Origin of the sequence: Flavobacterium flavipallidum, assembly GCF_038289905.1 — a bacterium.
GTDB lineage: Bacteria > Bacteroidota > Bacteroidia > Flavobacteriales > Flavobacteriaceae > Flavobacterium > Flavobacterium flavipallidum.
The window spans coordinates 21,068-40,306 of the sequence record NZ_JBBYHU010000037.1 but is presented as its reverse complement, the minus strand read 5'-3'; the positions used below and the strand labels follow the sequence as shown (position 1 = coordinate 40,306).

The window sequence follows — 19,239 nt, the reverse complement described above, 5'->3', positions numbered from 1 at the left end:
AATATAAGCCAGATGTTGGTCGATTTTCTTTTGACTGAAATTGGCTTTTTTGCTATTATGGGCACGACTCTTTGTACCATCGATGGCAATGGTTTCTCCTGCAATCAAATCGGCATCTTTAAGAAAAGAAACAAAGAGTTTGAACAACTTTTTTAATCCTGATGGATTCTGTTTCCTGAAATCGGATATGCTGTGGTAATTCGGTACAATGCCACACAAAAGCCATTGTAATTCGATATTGCGGATACACTCTTTTTCAAGCTTTCTGGAACTTCGAAGTCCATTGAGATAACCGTATAAATAGATTTTGAGAAACACTTTGGCGTCAAAGCTCGGGCGTCCTTCGGTCTTGATGGTTTTGGCCTTAAAACCAAGCGATTCCAGAGAGATATGCTCAACAAAGGCTTCTATGAAACGAACGGGATTGTCCGAAGCTATTTTGTCTTCAAGACTGCTGATTTGTAACTGTTGGCGGGAGATTCCTGAAATGTGTTGCATTCTTAAAAATACGAAAAATCTGCTTTTTATAAAACTATTTTATATATTTGTTTGAAACAAAAACGGAAGTTTTTTCACAGACTGACGTTACTCAGGTTGATGTGCCGGGAATGTATGCTTTTTTTACTTCAAAAGAAGAAAATTCAGGAACGGCAGTTTTAATTTTTCCACCGGGTGGCTATCAGAAACTGACTTATGATATTGCAGGGCTTCAACTGGCAAAATGGTTCAATACCATTGGGGTGAACGCATTTGTGGTCATGTATAGAATGCCAACTTCCCCCGATTTGAAAAATCCGGCATTTGGTCCTTTAATGGACGGTCAACGAGCTGTGAAATATGTTAGAGATAATGCCACAAAATGGGGCATCGATAAAAATAAAATTGGAGTAATGGGATGTTCAGCAGGCGGAGGATTGGCTGTGAATCTGGCTACCATCAATGAGGATTATTCGAAAATAAATGATGCTTTAGATACAACTGATTTTAAACCTGATTTTCAAATTGTGGTTTCAGGTGCTATCAGTATGAAGCAAAATGCGCATAGAGGAAGTCATGATGCTTTATTGGGCGAAAAAGCATCTCCGGAAACAGAAAGCCTTTTTTCGGGAGAATTAAATGTAAGCAATACGACTTCCCCGGCTTTTGTAGTTTGTGCGGCTAATGATCCGGTAATTAATCCGTTGAATAGTGTGCATTATTACGAAGCTCTTTTAAAAGCTAATATAAAATCGGCTTTGCATATTTTTCCGCATGGAGGGCATTCAATTGCCTTAAGAAACAATCCCGGTTCTACAGAACTTTGGACCGTTTTATGCGAAGCTTGGTTAAAGGAAATGGGTTTTTTGAAATCAGTAATTGATAAAAAGCTGTAACCAATTCATCTCAATTTATTGAAAGTGTAATTATTCTTTTACCGGAATAATTACACTTTTTTCTTTTTAAAAATAATCAAATATTCTATTTGGATGTTTGTGTTTTTAATTTCAAAATACCTTAAAAAAATCTGTTGTAAAATTTCATTTGTTTTTGCTAAAACTAATATAAATAGGGCGTTCGTGTGATATGTCCCCTTCTAAATTGTGTTTTGACCCTATGTATGAGAACGCTAGTTTTTAGATTTGTCAAACTACTAAACGAATAAATGTTAAACTAAAAAAAGTATTTATGAATGGTATTAAATAACCGGATTTAAAATTTGAAAGCTTAACCAGCTTCAAGGAAAAATTAAAAAAATTAACCACTAAACCAAAAATTATGAATAACAATTTGTCAAGGAATCACTTTGGCTCAGGCATTGTTTTTGTCGAAAAAAAGCATTTAGCCTTATTAATGATGGTAGTTTTTTCATGTTCAGTCTTCGCTAATGAAAAAACTAAAAACTTATTGAATAATAATACACATTCAGTGAGTTTTGATAAAAAGAGTGTTGTTTCCGGTTTTATTCAAAACCAACAAATAAAAATTTCCGGAAAAGTTGCTGATAGTAAAGGAATTGGAATTCCTGGGGTTTCGATCCTTATTAAAGGGACTAAAAAAGGAACAGTAACTGATATGGATGGAAATTTTGTTCTTCCTGATGTTGCTTCAAATGCTGTTTTAGTCTTTACTTATATCGGAATGGAAACTCAAGAAGTTGAGGTTTCCGGAAAGAAAGTAGTCAATGTACTTTTGCGAGAAGCTTCTAGTAAATTAGAAGAGGTTGTTGTTATTGGGTATGGTACGACTAAAAGAAAAGACTTAACCGGTTCTGTTGCTTCAGTAAATATGAAGGATTTAAAGGATATTCCGGCTACCAATGCTTTACAGGCTATAGCAGGTAGATTAGCCGGAGTAAACGTAACAATTACCGAAGGAGCTCCAGATGCCCGAATTAATGTACGAGTAAGAGGAGGAAGTTCTATTACTCAGGATAATTCGCCATTATATATTGTGGATGGTTTTCAGGTAAACAGTATTAATGATATACCTCCAGGAGATATTGAAACTATAGATGTTCTTAAAGATGCTTCTTCTGCAGCGATTTATGGTTCTCAAGGAGCAAATGGGGTAGTGTTGATAACGACTAAATCAGGAAAAAAAGGAAAAGTAGAGATTACTGCAAATGCTTATACAGGTTTAAAAAAGACTTATAATCTAACGGATGTTTTATCTCCTTACGAATATGTATATTTTCAAAAAGAGATTGATCCAGGATCAAGCGTTTCGGGTACCAGTTTTTATTCTGCTTATGGTTTGTGGAGTGATCGAGATATTTACAAATCTAAAAAAGGATTTGACTGGCAGGAAAAATTATATGGTAATACCGGATTTCAAACCCATACCGATTTAGGTTTGACCGGAGGGGATGAAAAATTGCAGTATAAAGTAAATTATACTCATGATTTTGAAGATTTTATAATGATAAATTCTTCATATAAAAGAGATTATCTGAGTTTTAAATTAAATAAAGAGATTAGTTCCAAATTCCGTTTGGATTTTAACTCCAGATTTTCCAATACCATCATTACCGGACCTAGTGTTTCCAGTGGAAGTAAATTAAGAGACGGAATTAAATATGCGCCAGTTAGAAGTTTGACCTATCTAGATCCGGGTGCTCTCTTGGGTACAAGTGATAACATAACTTCTGCTGAGGCTTTAAGTAGTCTTAATGATCCTATTTATAATATTTCAAACGAATATAAAGAGCAAAACAATCTTAATATTACAATGAATGGAGGTATAACCTTTAAACCTTTTAAAGGAATTACTATTGTTTCTCAGGGTAGTTATGCTGTTAATAGAAATTTTACCGATAATATTTGGTTGAAAAATACAGGAGAGGCCAGTGCCAATGGAGGTCAGCCAGTTGCCAAACGTCAGGATGTAAAAGGGGCCGACTGGTCTATGCAAAATACCATAAGTTACGATGGAAGTTTTAGTAAATCGAATCATCGATTGAATGTTTTATTAGGACAGGAAGCACGCGATTCACATACTAGTGAAACATTAATACAATCTAAATTTTTCCCGGGTGATTTCAATGCCAAGGACGTATTAGCTATGTGGAATTATGGAACTCCATTACCAACTTATACCACGATTAACGAGCCTAGTAGAACGGCTTCTTATTTTGGGCGTATCAATTATACATTATTGAATAAATATATTTTTAGTGCAACTTCAAGATTAGACGGTAAAAATGTATTTGCTCCTCAAAACAGATGGGGATTCTTTCCGGGAGCTGCTTTTGCTTGGAAATTATCAGAAGAGAAATTTATGGAAAAAACCAAAGACTGGTTATCCAATGCTAAGTTCCGTTTAAGTTATGGTGAAGTAGGGAATGCCCGTGTAGGATCTTACTGGCGACAAGATTATACATTTGAATCGTCGGCTAACAGGTTGATTTATATCGGTAATAATGCTCAGAGTACTTTAAAACCTTCGACGACTTTAAAAAATGAAAACCTGACTTGGGAAACTACGGTTTCAACCAACTTAGGTCTTGATTTAGGTTTTTTTAATCAGAGATTGAATTTGAGTATTGACGCTTATCAAATCGATACTAAGGATTTAATTTTAGCAGTTGCATTACCTTCAAATTCAGGATATACATCGCAATATCAAAATATAGGCAGTACCTCTAATAAAGGATTGGAGTTTGCATTATCAGGAGATATCATTGATGCAGATCAATTCAAATTGTCGGCAAATTTTAATATAGCATTTAATAAAAATATAGTAAAAAGTTTAGACGGTTCAAGTGAAATGATTGCTGCTACGAATTGGGCGCCTAATGTTGGTCGTGATGATTACAGAGCCAGAGTGGGAGAACCAGTTGGATTAATGTATGGCTATGTTTCAGATGGTTTTTACAGTTTTGATGATTTTACGTATGATAACACTCAAAAGAAATGGATTTTGAATCCGGGAGTTGTTGATGCTTCTAAAGTAATTACAACTTCAGGGAATTATTTTGGACCGGGACATATGAAACTTAAAAAATTAAGTGGTACAGGTACAGTTATCAATCCAGATGAAGACCGTAAAGTTATTGGTAGAGCACAACCAAAACATACAGGAGGGTTTTCTGTGAATGCTTCTTATAAAGGATTTGATTTGTCGGCCATGTTTAACTGGTCGTATGGTAATGATATTTACAATGCCAATAAAATTGATAATACTACTTTCAGCGGTTCTAAGCGTTATAATAATGCAAGTACTATTATGAGTTTAGAAAATCGTTTTACAACCATTGACCCTACTACAGGAAACAATATTATGTTTGGTGCCGATGCTAATCCGCAGTTGTTACAAGAGATTAATCAAAATGCTAAAATATGGCATCCATTATCCAATTCTACAATAGTTACCGATTGGGCAATTGAAGACGGTTCTTTTTTAAGACTTGGTAATTTAACATTGGGTTACACACTTCCTGAAAGTATTGCAAAAGGAAGATTCATTCAAAAAATCCGATGCTATGTAACCGGAAATAATTTAAAAGTTTGGACAAAATATTCAGGTCAGGATCCTGAAGTAAGTACAAACAGTTCTCCATTAACACCAGGATTGGACTGGTCAGCTTACCCAAAAGCAAGAACAGTTTTATTTGGAGCTAACGTAACATTTTAATTAATAAGATTATGAAAAAAATAATATACTATTCTTTCATTATTGTTGCTTTGGGATTGTTCTCCTGTAGTGATGATTTTTTGGAAACAACTTCGCCTTCTAAATTAAGTTCAGAAACCGTTTTTAAAACACCATCAATGGCTAAAGCTGCCATTATGGGAATTTACGGAAAGATGACTGATACCTATATTTACGGTCAAAAGTTATCGGTAAACTGGCAGGGAGTTTCGGATATTGAAACCAATTCAGGGTTTTCTACTACAGGTTATAATTCGACCAGTAGTGATTCGGGTGCCGGAAATTTTTATGATGATCCTTATAACACTACAACAAAATGGCAAACGCTGTATGAGTTTGCTGAATTAGCTTCTACAGCTGTGGATGGAATTAGAAAATCCCCAATTTTTGAGACCAGAGCTGCCGAAATGAAACCGCTATTAGGAGAAGCTTTGACGCTTAGAGCAATGGCTTATTTTGAATTAGTGAAATACTGGGGCGATGTACCATTCAAGAGAGAAGCATCTAAATCAGACCTTACTAATGTTTATATGGGAAAAACAGATAGAGATACTATATATGCAGGTTTGGTAGAAGATTTGACTGAAGCTGTAAATTATTTACCATGGTTAAAATCCAATGCTGAATATTCGACTTCAGAGCGTATTAATAAAGCTTTCGCAAAAGGACTTTTGGCAAAGGTTGCACTTTATGCCGGAGGATGGTCTTTGCGCGATGGTAATTTATTCCCTGATGCCGATGTTGAGCATCATCCAACTATACAGGAAGAAAACGGTTATTATGTGGGTAGAGCTAAAAATTGGAGAGATTTTTATCAAATAGCAGCGCAGCAAACAGCGGAAATTTTAGGAAGTTCGGCACATCCGCATGCGCTGGATCCTAGTTATGAAAATATCTGGAAAACAGTATGTAATTTACAACAAAATTCCTATAACGAAAATCTTTTTGAAGTTGCTTTTGGTTTAGGAAATAACGGAGATATTGGTTCCTTGATGGGTTATGAAGTAGCATCTAATACAAAATACGGTTCGAGAGGTTTTGGTGGAAGTTATGTGGCTTCTCAAGCTTATTATTTTTATTCTTTTGATCGTGATGATAGTCGTCGCGATGTTACTTTAACATGGACAAGTTATGCTAGTACCAATAAAGAAACAATGAAGACAGATGCATTGAATGTAAGTTTTGCAAAATGGCGAATTTACTGGATGTCACCTTCCTATTTAACTTTACATAAAACAGCTAATTCCCGTATTGCAACAGGGGTAAACTGGATTTTGATGCGCTATTCAGATATTTATTTAATGTTTGCCGAAGCTCAGAGTAAATTGACTAGTCCGGATGTTGTAAATGCTACAGCAGGAATCTCGCCACGTCAGGCCTTAGAAAAAGTAAGAGAACGTGCTTTTGGCGCTGGTTCTCCAAAAATTAAACAATATGATGCTGATTTTTTCAATGCTATTGTTAATGAGCGTGCTTGGGAATTTGGTTGCGAATCTATTCGTAAAGGTGATTTGTGCCGTTGGGGATTGTTATCAGAAAAAATTGAAGCAATGAAAAAAACACTTTGTTTAATGCTGGATAATAAAGTACCTGTAACCATTTTTGATAAAACTTATCAGCCTTCTGATTTTCCACAAACCATTTATTATAAGTTCAAAGATGCTGAATATATTGACCAAAAGTCGATCAATTTTTATACTAATCTAGGAGCTAGCCCAGGTGCAGAGTATCAGTCCGCATCCTGGTTTACAAAGAGTATCGTAAAACCAACCAGTGGAACCAGCAGAACGTATTTAGATAATCCTACAAAAGTATTATTGGCAGCTACCGGAATAAATAAAACATATGATTATTCAGGTTTCCTTAGCTCTATGACAAATGGTGGCGAGATTCAAGCTAATCTCGCTCAATATACAATGGGGAATAAAAACTGTAATTACCGACAGTATTTTGCAATCTATTATGAAGATGTATTTGAGTCAAAAGGTTTCTTGACAAATTCATATGGCTATTAAACTATTAAACTTAATTTAAATGAAAAACAGTATAATAATTTTTGTAGTTTCAATACTCTCCTGTTTTATGGTGAGTTGCGAAAAAGATTATAATGATTGGGAAGTTGAACCGGGACACGAAAGGCTTTTTAGATCATTAATATTTGAGGTTTCTAAGGTTCAGTCTACTTCGGCTGAATTGAAGTTTACTAAATCCATTTCGGCAACTAAATATGTTTTTGAATTTAGCAAAGACAGTTTAGAATTTAAGGAAATTGTAAAAACGGTCGAGCTTTCTGCAGGGAGTTTGAAACCTTTTGCAGATTCTAATAATCCAACTAAAGTGGAATATCGTGAAATGTTTGCTGGATTAGATGGTACTACCAAATATTCAGTAAGAATGAAAAGTATCGACGAATCATCCGGTATGCAATCGGGTTATAATCAAATTTATTTTGAAACGCCACCAGAGCAGATTTTCACTAATTATTTTCCAACAACGAATAGTGTAAAGCTGAAATGGACAGTGACTCCAAATGTAACCAAAGTTGTTTTATATAACAGTGAAATGCAGGTGCTAAAGGAGGTTACTTTAAACCAGCAACAAATAACAGCTGGTGAACTTAGCTTTGAAAATTTAAGTATTGGAACTAAGTATGTTGCTAAGATTTTTAATGGAACCAATAATCGCGGAACTTTAAATATAACTACAACAGGAATTTCGAATAGTTCTGTTTATAAGGTTTTAGAATCAGATAATGCAACGAGTATCAATACCGTTTTAAGCAACCTTGTATTAGGTGGCGCTACTGATATTACGGTGGAGTTTGAAGTTGGAAAGACCTATGCAATTGGAGGAGAAATTATGGTGCCTACAGGAGTGAACAATATTGCTTTTACGGGATCTGCAGGAGCAAATGGTGAATTACCAATTTTGACAAATGCCCGATTTAATGTTGCTACTCAGATAAGTAATATCATAATTCAATATTTGTCGACAACCTCATCAGGAAATTTCTTTATTGATCTTGGAGGTAAAAAAGTCAACAATATTTACATTGAAGGTTGTACTATTTCTAATATCAATTCGGTTGTAAGAGCCAGTGGTGTAACTGTCATAAAAGATATTTTTGTAAACAATTCATGGATTTCAAATACTGGAGGTTGGGGAATGTTTAATTTTGGAGGTACCACTGCTGTAGGCTCGTTAAATGTTTCAAATTGTACACTTACAGAAATCAGTACCAGATTTGGGGATATTCGTATTGCTACCAAAGTTAATTTTATGAATATTACTTGCGTAAATATTTCTACGTCAATGGGTCATCTTTGGTTATTTGACAATAATAAGCCTTCGCAGGTCTCTATTCAAAATCTAATTTTAGGAGGTCCTAACGGAGGTGGTAAAATTAATAGTACCAATGGAAATTATGGAAATATTCCAATATCATACGCAGGTAATTACATGACAAACGATATGATTGTTGATACTAGACCATTTACTAGTATAACAGTAGTTCCATTAAATATCTATGGTATTTTTGTAGATCCTGCTAATGGGGATTTCCATATTAAAGAAGGAATAGGTTTTGCCGGTACAGGAGTTGCCGGTGACAAAAGATGGTTTAACTAGATTTTTTTATAGGAGGGGAGTTTTCAGAATTCCCCTCTTTTTTTAAAGATTGAATTAATTCAAAACTAATAAGGGATATTTAGTATTCATTGTTGCATTTTATCTGTATTTAAAACAATAATCAAAACTGTCCCACCAGTTATTTGTTTTTTCTCCAATTACTTTAATATAGTAATATGTCCCCCTTCAAATTGTTTTTTATCCCATAGTTTGATTGATGTAGTTTTTACATTTGTTAAAAAACAATTGATCAAAAAATAGTAATAATAATTTGTCGGGAGAAAATTTTGACTCAGACAATAGTACTAATGATAAATATGAATAAAATAATGATTGCAAAAATTTTGATAGCTTCTGTTTTTTTAATGAACAGTTTTTTAGTTGAGGCAACTAGTTATTCCAGAAAAGGTAAAATCCAAATAGAAAAAATAAAATACGATATAGTTGTTGCTGCTGATGGGACAGGTAATTTTAAAACAGTTCAGGAAGCTTTGAATTCAGTTGTATCGTTTAATGCTATGGAGACAGTAATTTTAATTAAAAATGGTGTTTATAAAGAAAAATTGGAAATAACTAAAGATAAAAATAACATTACTTTAATTGGAGAAAGTAAAGATAAAGTTATTCTTACTTTTGATGATTATGCTTCTAAGAAAAATAGTGAAGGAAAAGAAATTGGGACTTCGGGATCAGCAAGTTTTATTGTTACAGCCGATAATTTTAAAGCTCAGAATATCACTTTTGAAAATTCATCAGGACCAGTTGGTCAGGCAGTAGCGGTAAGGGTTGATGGAGATAAAATTATTTTTGATAATTGTAAATTTCTGGGTTTTCAGGATACGCTTTACCCTCGTAGTACAACAAGTAGACAGTATTATAAAAATTGCTATATCGAAGGAACAACTGATTTTATTTTTGGTGCCTCAACTGCTGTTTTTGATCAATGCGAAATTTTTGCAAAAAAAGGAGGTTCTTACTTAACCGCAGCCAGTACTCTGGAAAAGATTCCTTATGGCTTGGTGTTTTTAAATTGCAAATTGACTACAAATTCAGGAAATAGCAGCTATTATTTAGGAAGACCATGGCGACCTTATGCAAATACTGTATTTGTTCAATGCGAAATGGCTGCGCATATTAAACCAGAAGGTTGGAACAACTGGGGAAAAACTGAAAATGAACAGACAGCTAGATATATCGAATACAATTCTACGGGTACTGGAGCTTCTTTCAATCAAAGGGTAAAATGGTCAAAAAGTTTAACAGCAGAACAGGCAAAAGAATATAGTGTAGAAAATATTTTTAAATCTAGCTTTGCTGAACAGCCAGTTATTGATAACTGGAATCCGAAGAAAATCATTACTGATTTATATAAAAAATAAATTTCTGGATGAGTCCAAACGGCTTCGATCAAGATGATATTATTTTTTTGATTATTTATGTTGTTCTTTATCTCAATTTAAGTTTAACCAACAGATTATTTTATGTATTAAAACCTTTATATCAACCAACTTAACCAACTATGAACCAAAAAATACAAATGTTTCTTTTCAAGAGAACAGCCTTTTTAGTGCTGTTTTTATTTGGAATAACCACCCAACTAATTGCCCAGCGCAATGTTGAAAAATTAAACAGAGGTTTAGTCGCTATGCGATTGAATACCAACCAAGTTTATGTTGGCTGGAGAATGCTGGGGACAGAACCAAAAGACGTAAGCTACAATTTATATTGTGACGGAGTAAAAGTAACAGGAAGTCCTTTTAGCACAACTACCAATTATACCCATACAATTACAACTAACGGAACTTACACTGTTCGTGCTATCGTCAATGGCACAGAACAAGAAACTTCGGAAGCAGTTAGCGTTTGGGCCAATCAATATATGGATATCCCAATGCAAGTTCCTGCCGGAGGTACCACTCCAGACAATGTCGCTTACACCTATAGAGTAAACGATTGTAGCGTGGGTGACGTTGATGGTGATGGACAATATGAAATATTTGTAAAATGGGATCCATCTAACTCGCATGATAATTCTGAAAAAGGCTATACCGGCAATGTTTATATCGATTGCTACCGATTGAACGGAACACGACTTTGGCGAATTGACTTAGGAAAAAATATTCGTGCCGGAGCGCATTATACTCAATTTATGGTGTATGATCTGGATTCAGACGGCAAAGCCGAAATAGCCTGTAAAACCGCAGATGGAACCATTGACGGAACCGGAGTTGTCATTGGTGATGCCAATGCCGATTACAGAGTTACATCAGGAACATCTTTGGGTTACATTTTGTCGGGACCTGAATTTTTGACCATTTTTAACGGAGAAACCGGCAAAGCTATGGCAACCACTAATTATTTACCAGCTCGTGGAACCGTTTCTTCGTGGGGGGATAGTTATGGTAACCGCGTTGATCGTTTTATAGCTGCAGTTGCTTATCTTGATGGGGTAAAACCAAGTTTAGTAATGGGACGTGGTTATTATACCAGATTAGTACGTGTGGCCTGGGACTGGAGAAACGGTACCCTTTCCCAACGATGGATTTTTGACAGCAATACTTCCGGAAATGCTGGAGCAGCAGGGATGGGAAATCACCAAATGACCGTGGGTGATGTTGATGGAGATGGTAAAGACGAAATATTTAACGGTTCCAGTGGCATTAACGACGATGGAACACTATTATACGCCAATACTTTAGGTCATGGAGATGCTTTGCATATGACAGATATGGATCCGGATCGACCGGGAATGGAAATATGGCAGTGCTTAGAAGAACCGGCTAAATATAAAACAAATGGTCTGGTATTTTTGGATGCCAAAATAGGGGCAACATTATGGGGACTACCTGCAAATACTGATGTAGGCCGTTGCAATGCTGCAGATATTGACCCACGCTACAAAGGATATGAATGTTTCGGCAGTGCTGGTGTAAAAGACGCTTCTGGCGTGACAACTACCACAAATTATTTAATGGACTGTAAAGGCAATCTTATCAGCAATAAAAAACCAACACAGAATTTTTCTATTTGGTGGGATGGAGATTTGAATCGGGAATTATTAGATTCTAATAAAATAGACAAATGGGATTATATTAATGGAAAAACAGTTAATATCCTTACGGCTACAGGATATTCATCAAACAATACCACCAAAGCAACACCATGTTTAAGTGCTGATCTTTTTGGGGACTGGAGAGAGGAGGTAATCTTCCGTAAGGATGATAATACTTCCATCAGGATTTATACAACCAATATTCCTACTACAAATAAATTATATACTTTGATGCATGATCCTCAGTACAGAGTGGCAATTGCCTGGCAAAATTCAGGGTATAATCAACCACCGCATCCAGGCTATTATTTGGGTGTGGATATGGACGCAAATATTTCTACTCCTAACATTACGATTGCAGGTCATTCCACAACTGCAGCTCCAAAACTTAAAGTGTATGTTGAAACACCTACTTGTCCTGGGAAAGCTAATGGGAAAATTAGTATTAGTACTGATTTGAACGGCTATACGTATAACCTCACCATTACAGGAAATGGACTTAACCTAGCATTAAATAATCAAACTATCACTACTGCAAGTAGTTGGGTGAAATCAGATTTTGCAGCAGGAACTTATGTGCTTACTGTTGCGATTCCTTCCATTTCGTTTCAGGAAAGTTATACTGCAGTTGTCAAAGAAATTTCGGCTCTGACTGCTAAGAGAGAAGAAGATAACAAAACGGTAAGTTATAATGTTTCTGGAAGCAATGAGTATAATGTAACCGTTAATGGTGTTAGCAGTACTTACATTACAGCCAGCAGCGAAACAGCTAAAATTGAAATTGATGCTAATTTGCTTCAATCTACAAATACGGTAACCATAGAAACCAACAGCGATTGTCAAGGGATTATTGAAGATAATTTTAAAATGAATTCAATAGCTGTTGTACATCCAAATCCAACAAGTGATGTAGTAAATGTTGAAGGAGTAAACAGTGGTTTGATCCAAGTGTACACTACTGGTGGAACACTAGTGTTGGAGCAAAAAGTAGATAACACTACTAACAGTATCAATCTAAGAGGATTTACAGTAGGAATGTATCTGGTAAGAATTACTCAGGGAGCCGAAGTACAAACATTTAAAGTTATTTTGAAATGAGAACAATAAAAAATATAAAAGCAATATGTTTTTTTGTTGCTTTAGGGCTTTTAGTATCCTGTGGTGGAGGGGGAGGTAATTCTGATGGAGATCCAGTTGTGAATTTGCCGGCAAAATCTAATTTGTCTCTTCCTGCTAATGGTGAAAACTGTAGTGTCTATACTGTTGTTGCCAGTGATAATACCAAAGCGGAAATTAGTTTTAGTTGGACTTCTGCAACTTATGCCACTTCTTATTTTTTGGTAGTAACTCAGGCTGGGACTGAAGTATTTAAAAAAGAAATAAGCACTACTTCTTACAAAGTGGTTTTGGACAAAGGAAAAACCTATTCCTGGACGGTAACTGCTAAAAATAAAGATGGAGTAAACGCTAGTGCTACTAATTCTTTTACCACACCCGGAAATCCAATTGGGAACTATGTGCCTTATGCAGCTATAATAAATTTTAGTATAAACAAAAATACCAGCATGGCAAGTTTGTCTTGGATAGGTAAAGATGAGGATTCTACAACAGCAGATTTAAAATACGATATTGAAATCAAAAAAGACAATGTAGTGATTCAGTCTTTAACCAATCAAACGGTTACTTCAATTGCTGATTTTGCAGCAGTATTGAATGCTACTTATCAAATTAAAATTAATACTATCGATAAGTCAGGGTCTTATTCGACTTCGATAGTAACTTATACTTACAAATAATTTTGAACAAAGTAATTTTAGATAATAGATAAAATCAGAAAATTAAATACTTTCATCAAATATAAAGAATAGAAAATGAATCGAATTAAGATTATTGTGGGCTGTTTAATGCTTTCTATAAGTGTTTTTCAGGGAAATGCCCAACAGAAATTAAAATTGCAATACGACAAGCCGGCGACCAATTGGAATGAAGCTTTGCCTTTGGGTAATGGTCGTTTAGGCGCTATGGTTTTTGGTAATCCTCAAAAAGAAGAATTGCAATTGAATGAGGAAACCGTTTGGGCTGGTGAACCGGGTAATAATGTGCCTAAAAATGTTTATCCAAATATTGAAGAAATCCGAAAATTACTTTTTGCCGGTAAAAATAAAGAAGCTCAGGATTTAGCCAATACAACTTTCCCGAGACAGGCACCGGCTAATCTTAATTACGGAATGCCTTATCAAACCGTTGGAAGTTTATGGATTGAATTTCCGGGTCATGAAAGTTTTACAGATTATAAACGTGATTTAGATATAGAAAAAGCAGTTTCGTCTGTGAGTTATAAAGTAAATGGGGTAACGTATAAAAGAGAAGTTTTGGCTTCTTTTGCAGACGATGTTATTTTGGTAAAATTAACTGCCGATAAGAAAAAAAGTATTAGCTTTTCGTTATCCGCAACAACTCCGCAGCTCATTCATAATTTTAAAACAAAGGATAATAAATTATTTTTTGAAGGTACAACGGCAAGTGTAGACAATAAAACAGGTAAAGTGAAATTCATTGGAGAAGCGGCCTGTACTTTACAAGGAGGAAAACTAACTGCGACTGCTGATAAGTTAACCGTTAAAGATGCTGATGAGGTAATAATTCGAATTGCAATTGCGACTAATTTTAAAAATTACAAAGATTTATCGGCAAATCCTTCTGAAAAAAACGCAGCAACTTTAGTTAAAGCTTCTAAGAAAACTTATGCCAAATCTTTTCAAGATCACGTTATTGCCTACCAAAAATATTTCAACAGAGTATCTTTATATTTAGGCAATTCACCTCAATCCAATAAAACAACAGATGTGAGGATTAAGGAATTTGGAACTTCTTATGATCCGCAACTAGTAGCGCTTTATTTTCAGTTTGGACGTTATTTGCTTATTTCGAGTTCACAGCCAGGCAATCAGCCGGCGAATCTTCAGGGAATTTGGAATCATAAATTATCGCCGCCATGGGATAGTAAATACACGGTAAACATTAATACCGAAATGAATTATTGGCCTGCCGAAATAACCAATCTGAGCGAAATGCACCAGCCTTTATTCAGTATGCTGAAGGATTTAGCTGTAACGGGTAAAGAAAGTGCCTCAGAAATGTATCATGCCCGAGGTTGGAATTTGCATCACAACACCGATTTATGGCGCATGACTGGAGTAGTTGACGGTGGTTTTTATGGTCTTTGGCCAATGGGTGGTGCGTGGCTTACTCAGCATTTGTGGCAACATTATTTGTACACAGGAGACAAAGCATTTTTAAATGAATATTATCCGGTTTTAAAAGGCGCGGCCCAATTTTATTTGGATGTATTACAGGAAGAGCCTGAACACAAATGGTTAGTGGTTGCTCCATCAATGTCTCCCGAAAATACCTATGAGAAAAGTGTAGGCGTTTCTGCCGGGACTACAATGGATAATCAATTGGTTTTTGATACTTTCAATAATATCGTTAATGCTGCTAAAGTTTTAGAAACCGATCAATCTTTTGCTGATTCGGTAGCAGTAGCATTAAAAAGATTACCTCCAATGCAAATAGGACAATATTCACAATTGCAGGAATGGCTCCATGATTGGGATAAACCAAATGACCATCACAGACATATTTCGCATTTGTACGGATTGTTTCCATCAGGACAAATATCCCCATTTAGAACGCCACAATTAATTGAAGCAGCTAAAAACACTTTAGTGTCAAGAGGTGATGTTTCAACAGGATGGTCTATGGGTTGGAAAGTCAATTGGTGGGCTCGTTTATTAGATGGAAACAGAGCTTTTAAATTGATAAAAGACCAGTTAAGCCCTGCGCCTATGGAAACTAAAGGTCAACAGGGAGGAACTTATCCGAATCTTTTAGATGCGCATCCGCCGTTTCAAATTGATGGTAATTTTGGTTGTACAGCCGGAATTACCGAGATGTTATTGCAAAGTTATGATGGTGCGATTTATGTACTTCCTGCTTTGCCTGATGATTTTAAAAGTGGAAAAGTTTCAGGTTTAAAAGCTAAAGGTGGTTTTGAAGTAGCTATCGAATGGGAAAATGGCAAGGTAAAACAACTAACAGTAAAATCGGCTTTAGGAGGAAATTGCAGATTGCGTCTCGCATCCAATGTCATGTTAGTAGGTGATGTAAAATTAGAGGAAGCCAAAGGAGATAACCCGAATGTTTTCTACAATGTAACAACTATTAAAGATCCTTTAATTTCAGAAAAAGCTGCTTTAAAAGGTTATCAATCTCCTGAAAGTAAGCTATATGATTTCAATACAGCAGCAGGAAAAACCTATGTTTTTAAAGTAAAATAATTGAATTTTATGAAAATGAACCCCTATCAGATAAAAATTGTAGCAGCAATTTTACTTACTAATTTGATCAATATAGCTTCATTTGCCCAACAAAGGACAGTGCAAGATATTTCTAATAATGACTGGAAATTGTGGCTGGATCCGGCAGCACAATGGCAAAATGATGTCTTGTTTACGCCTCCCGTTGTTATAAAAAAATTGCCTGTTAATATTCCATCCGGAGGCTGGCAGGCATTAGAAAAAGGAGAAAGTAAAACGGTTCATCTTCCTGCTACCGTGGAAGAATTTTATTGGGGCTGGAATACAAATTCTTTTGGAGTTTCAGGTAATTATCTGGGCGTTTCCTGGTTTTCAACTCAGGTAGCTGTGCCACAGTCAATGAAAGGAAAACGAATTGTGTTGCATTTTGAAAGTGTTCGTTTCAGGGCAGAAATATTTGTAAACCAAAAGTTAGCTGGCTATGATTTAATCAACGGAACTCCTTTTGATGTTGATGTTACCGATTTTATCACTGTTGGGAAAACGAATTCGATTGCAGTTCGAATTACCGATCCAAACGGAAATTTTGATTGGAGAGACAGCTCCAATTATATGTGGGGAAATTATCGTACCAACCCAACCCACGGTTTTGGCGGAATTACCGGAAAGGTGAGTCTTGTAGCAACGGAGAATATTTTTGTGAATGATATTTTCATCAAAAACAAACCAATTTTGAATGAAATCGATGCCGAAATTTCATTGACAAATAATACTGCAACAACTTTTAAAGGAAGTGTTTTATTAGAAGTTGCTGAAAGAAAAACAGGCAAATCAGTTTTCGAAAAAAGTTTCCCAATTGAAGCTACTAAAGGAGAGAATACACAGTCTTTTACAATTAAAGTAGATAATGCCAAGCTTTGGGACATCGACAACCCGAATTTATATGTGCTGAAAGCTTCGCTTAAAAATGACAAAGAAGTAAAAGATGTTGTAGAGAAAAAGTTTGGTTTCCGTTGGTTTGAAGTCAAAGAAGTGGATGGAGACAAACAGTTTTATCTGAACAACAAACGTATTGTAATAAGAACGGCCATATCTTGGGGTTTTTGGCCGATTAACGGAATTGCTCCAAGTGATGAACTGGCCAAAAAACAAATTGCAGATGCCAAAGCTGTTGGTTTGAATATGCTGAATTTCCATCGTACTATTGGACAAACTAATGTTTTGGATTATGCCGATGAAATGGGCTTGCTGTATTTTCAGGAACCGGGAGGGAATCAATTTCCGGCGAATCAATTCAATCCTAAAAACGAATTGGAAAAGAAACAGGCTGATTTTTATTTTGCCGCCCGCGATGAGAAGTTTTTCAGAATGATAAAACGTGACCGAAGCCATCCTTCGCTTGTGATTTATAACATGCACAATGAAAGAGGAGCAGAGCCACAAAAGAAAGATAGCTTGCAGATGTTGGCGGGACATAAATTGGATCCAACCAGAATCATGACTTATAATTCGAGTAATGGTCCAATAAAAAAGGGAATTGATCCACGTTTTAAATTGCATTTATTGCCGTATAGCAATCAGTTTTACAATTTCGGTTGGTTTGACCAGCATCATGCAGGAGGTCCCGGAGTGTATCATGATAACTTATACAGCAATCCTAAAAAGTACGCAAAATTTACAGATAACAAAGAAGAAATTATGTATTATGGTGAAGAAGGAGCCATTGGAACACCGCCAAGATTGCAATTGATTAGAGACGAAATCCTTAAAAGAGGTAAGGACATTGGCTGGGAAAGCGACGATTATTTGAAATGGTATGATGCTTACGATAATTTCCTGAAGAAAAATGATTTCGAAAAGTCATTTCCTAATGTGGACAGTCTGACCAGAAAAATGGGGAATGTGGCTTATTATTATCAAGGTCGAACCATTGAAAACGTACGAATCAATAATACGATTGATGGTTATGCAGTGAATGGCTGGGAAAGTATGAAACTGGAAAACCATTCGGGTATAGTTGATAATTACCGAAATCTGAAGGGGGATGCCGATTTGATTGCCCGTTACAACAAACCTTTGTATGTGGCTGTAAAACTAACCAACAAGGTTTTGTCTGTAAAAGATACGACGGTGGTGGATTTTTTCATTGTAAACGAAAAAGACGTCAAAGGAGCATTTGATTTAAAGGTTAAAGCAACAAATAATAAAAAAGAAACAGTCTGGACCAAAACAATTCCTGTTACAGTAACTGGTGGAATTAAATATGGCGAATTATTGTCTGCTAAAAATGCTTTTGCACCCGAAACTGAAGGTTATACGAAGATTACGGCTGAATTAGTTTCTAAAGACAATACCGTGATTGCCAGTGGAATCGACGAATTATTTGCGGTAAAACTGAACAAGGAAAAAATAGCTTCCAACATTATGGTTGCTGATACGACAGGCGTTATTGGTAACTATTTTAATTCTGAAAAAATTAATTTCAAAGAGTATAAGAGTGGAACTCCGTCCGGGAATTGTTTAGTTATAGGTGGTTTTAAACCGCAGCAAACGGGGAATCCATTGGTTACTGACCTTTTGGAATGGGTGAATAACGGAAATACCGTGGTGGTTGTTAATGATACCGATACCTGGGCGAGTTATTTTGCTAAAAAAGAAGCCGCTGATTACAGAGGTTTCAAAACATTAGGGACATCCTGGTATGGAGGGAATTACTTTGTAAAGGAAACCAAATGGTTTGAAGGTTTGCCGCAATCCTGTGTTTTTAACTGGGAATACCAATGTTTTGCAACGTATAATAAAAACAGATTGGGACTCAGAATGTTTAACGGGGAAACAATTGTTGGTTGTGTTTCTGATCATAAGCAAGAGGTTTATTCTGCTTTAAGTGTAATTCCACACGGAAGAGGGAAAATCATTCTTTGTTCATTGGATATATTTAGTTGTATAAAGGAAAATGCAGTAGCTAATAAAGCAGAAGGAGACGGGGAAAATGCTTCTATGAAAACTTTTGATGTGTCGGCTAAAAACAAAGCCAATATCGTAGGACAACAGCTTTTGTTGAATTTATTAAAATAGCCTTTCGGTTTAGTATGTGTTAAATAAAAAATA

10 protein-coding genes are annotated in these 19,239 nt (G+C 35.6%); 9 read left to right on the top strand and 1 reads right to left on the bottom strand.

All coding sequences use genetic code 11. The features are described from left to right. On the bottom strand, positions 1–498 hold a 498-nt coding region (locus tag AAEO59_RS14435), incomplete at its 3' end, for a transposase (protein WP_341701457.1). Positions 499–545: 47 nt separating this feature from the next. Between AAEO59_RS14435 and AAEO59_RS14430 the strand changes: the two genes are divergently transcribed. The 9 genes from AAEO59_RS14430 (at position 546) to AAEO59_RS14390 (ending at position 19,206) form a co-directional block, all read left to right on the top strand. Further along, on the top strand, positions 546–1,373 hold the full coding sequence (locus AAEO59_RS14430; protein WP_341701456.1) for an alpha/beta hydrolase: 828 nt from the start codon (positions 546–548) through the stop codon (positions 1,371–1,373). A 382-nt stretch (positions 1,374–1,755) separates the two neighbouring features. Continuing rightward, a complete protein-coding gene (locus tag AAEO59_RS14425) occupies positions 1,756–5,112 on the top strand; it encodes a SusC/RagA family TonB-linked outer membrane protein (protein ID WP_341701455.1) in 3,357 nt (1,118 codons plus the stop codon). Between the two features lie 11 nt (positions 5,113–5,123). Beyond that, positions 5,124–7,145: a RagB/SusD family nutrient uptake outer membrane protein gene (locus tag AAEO59_RS14420; protein ID WP_341701454.1), complete on the top strand. Its 2,022-nt coding sequence runs from the start codon at positions 5,124–5,126 to the stop codon at positions 7,143–7,145. Between the two features lie 19 nt (positions 7,146–7,164). Continuing rightward, positions 7,165–8,757 (top strand): hypothetical protein, encoded by a 1,593-nt coding sequence (locus tag AAEO59_RS14415; RefSeq protein ID WP_341701453.1) that lies wholly within the window; start codon positions 7,165–7,167, stop codon positions 8,755–8,757. Positions 8,758–9,086: 329 nt separating this feature from the next. Continuing rightward, a complete protein-coding gene (locus tag AAEO59_RS14410) occupies positions 9,087–10,136 on the top strand; it encodes a pectinesterase family protein (RefSeq protein ID WP_341701452.1) in 1,050 nt (349 codons plus the stop codon). Positions 10,137–10,276: 140 nt separating this feature from the next. After that, positions 10,277–12,907, top strand: a complete 2,631-nt coding sequence (locus tag AAEO59_RS14405) for a rhamnogalacturonan lyase (RefSeq protein ID WP_341701451.1) — start codon at positions 10,277–10,279, stop codon at positions 12,905–12,907. Continuing rightward, the gene (locus AAEO59_RS14400; protein WP_341701450.1) at positions 12,904–13,605 is read left to right on the top strand and encodes a hypothetical protein; all 702 of its coding nucleotides are present in this window, start codon (positions 12,904–12,906) and stop codon (positions 13,603–13,605) included. Before AAEO59_RS14405 ends, AAEO59_RS14400 begins: the two co-directional genes overlap by 4 nt. A gap of 75 nt (positions 13,606–13,680) precedes the next feature. Continuing rightward, on the top strand, positions 13,681–16,149 hold the full coding sequence (locus tag AAEO59_RS14395) for a glycoside hydrolase family 95 protein (RefSeq protein WP_341701449.1): 2,469 nt from the start codon (positions 13,681–13,683) through the stop codon (positions 16,147–16,149). Between the two features lie 9 nt (positions 16,150–16,158). Then, complete coding sequence (locus AAEO59_RS14390) at positions 16,159–19,206, top strand: glycoside hydrolase family 2 protein (RefSeq protein WP_341701448.1); 3,048 nt, start codon at positions 16,159–16,161, stop codon at positions 19,204–19,206. The last annotated feature ends 33 nt before the right edge of the window (positions 19,207–19,239 follow it).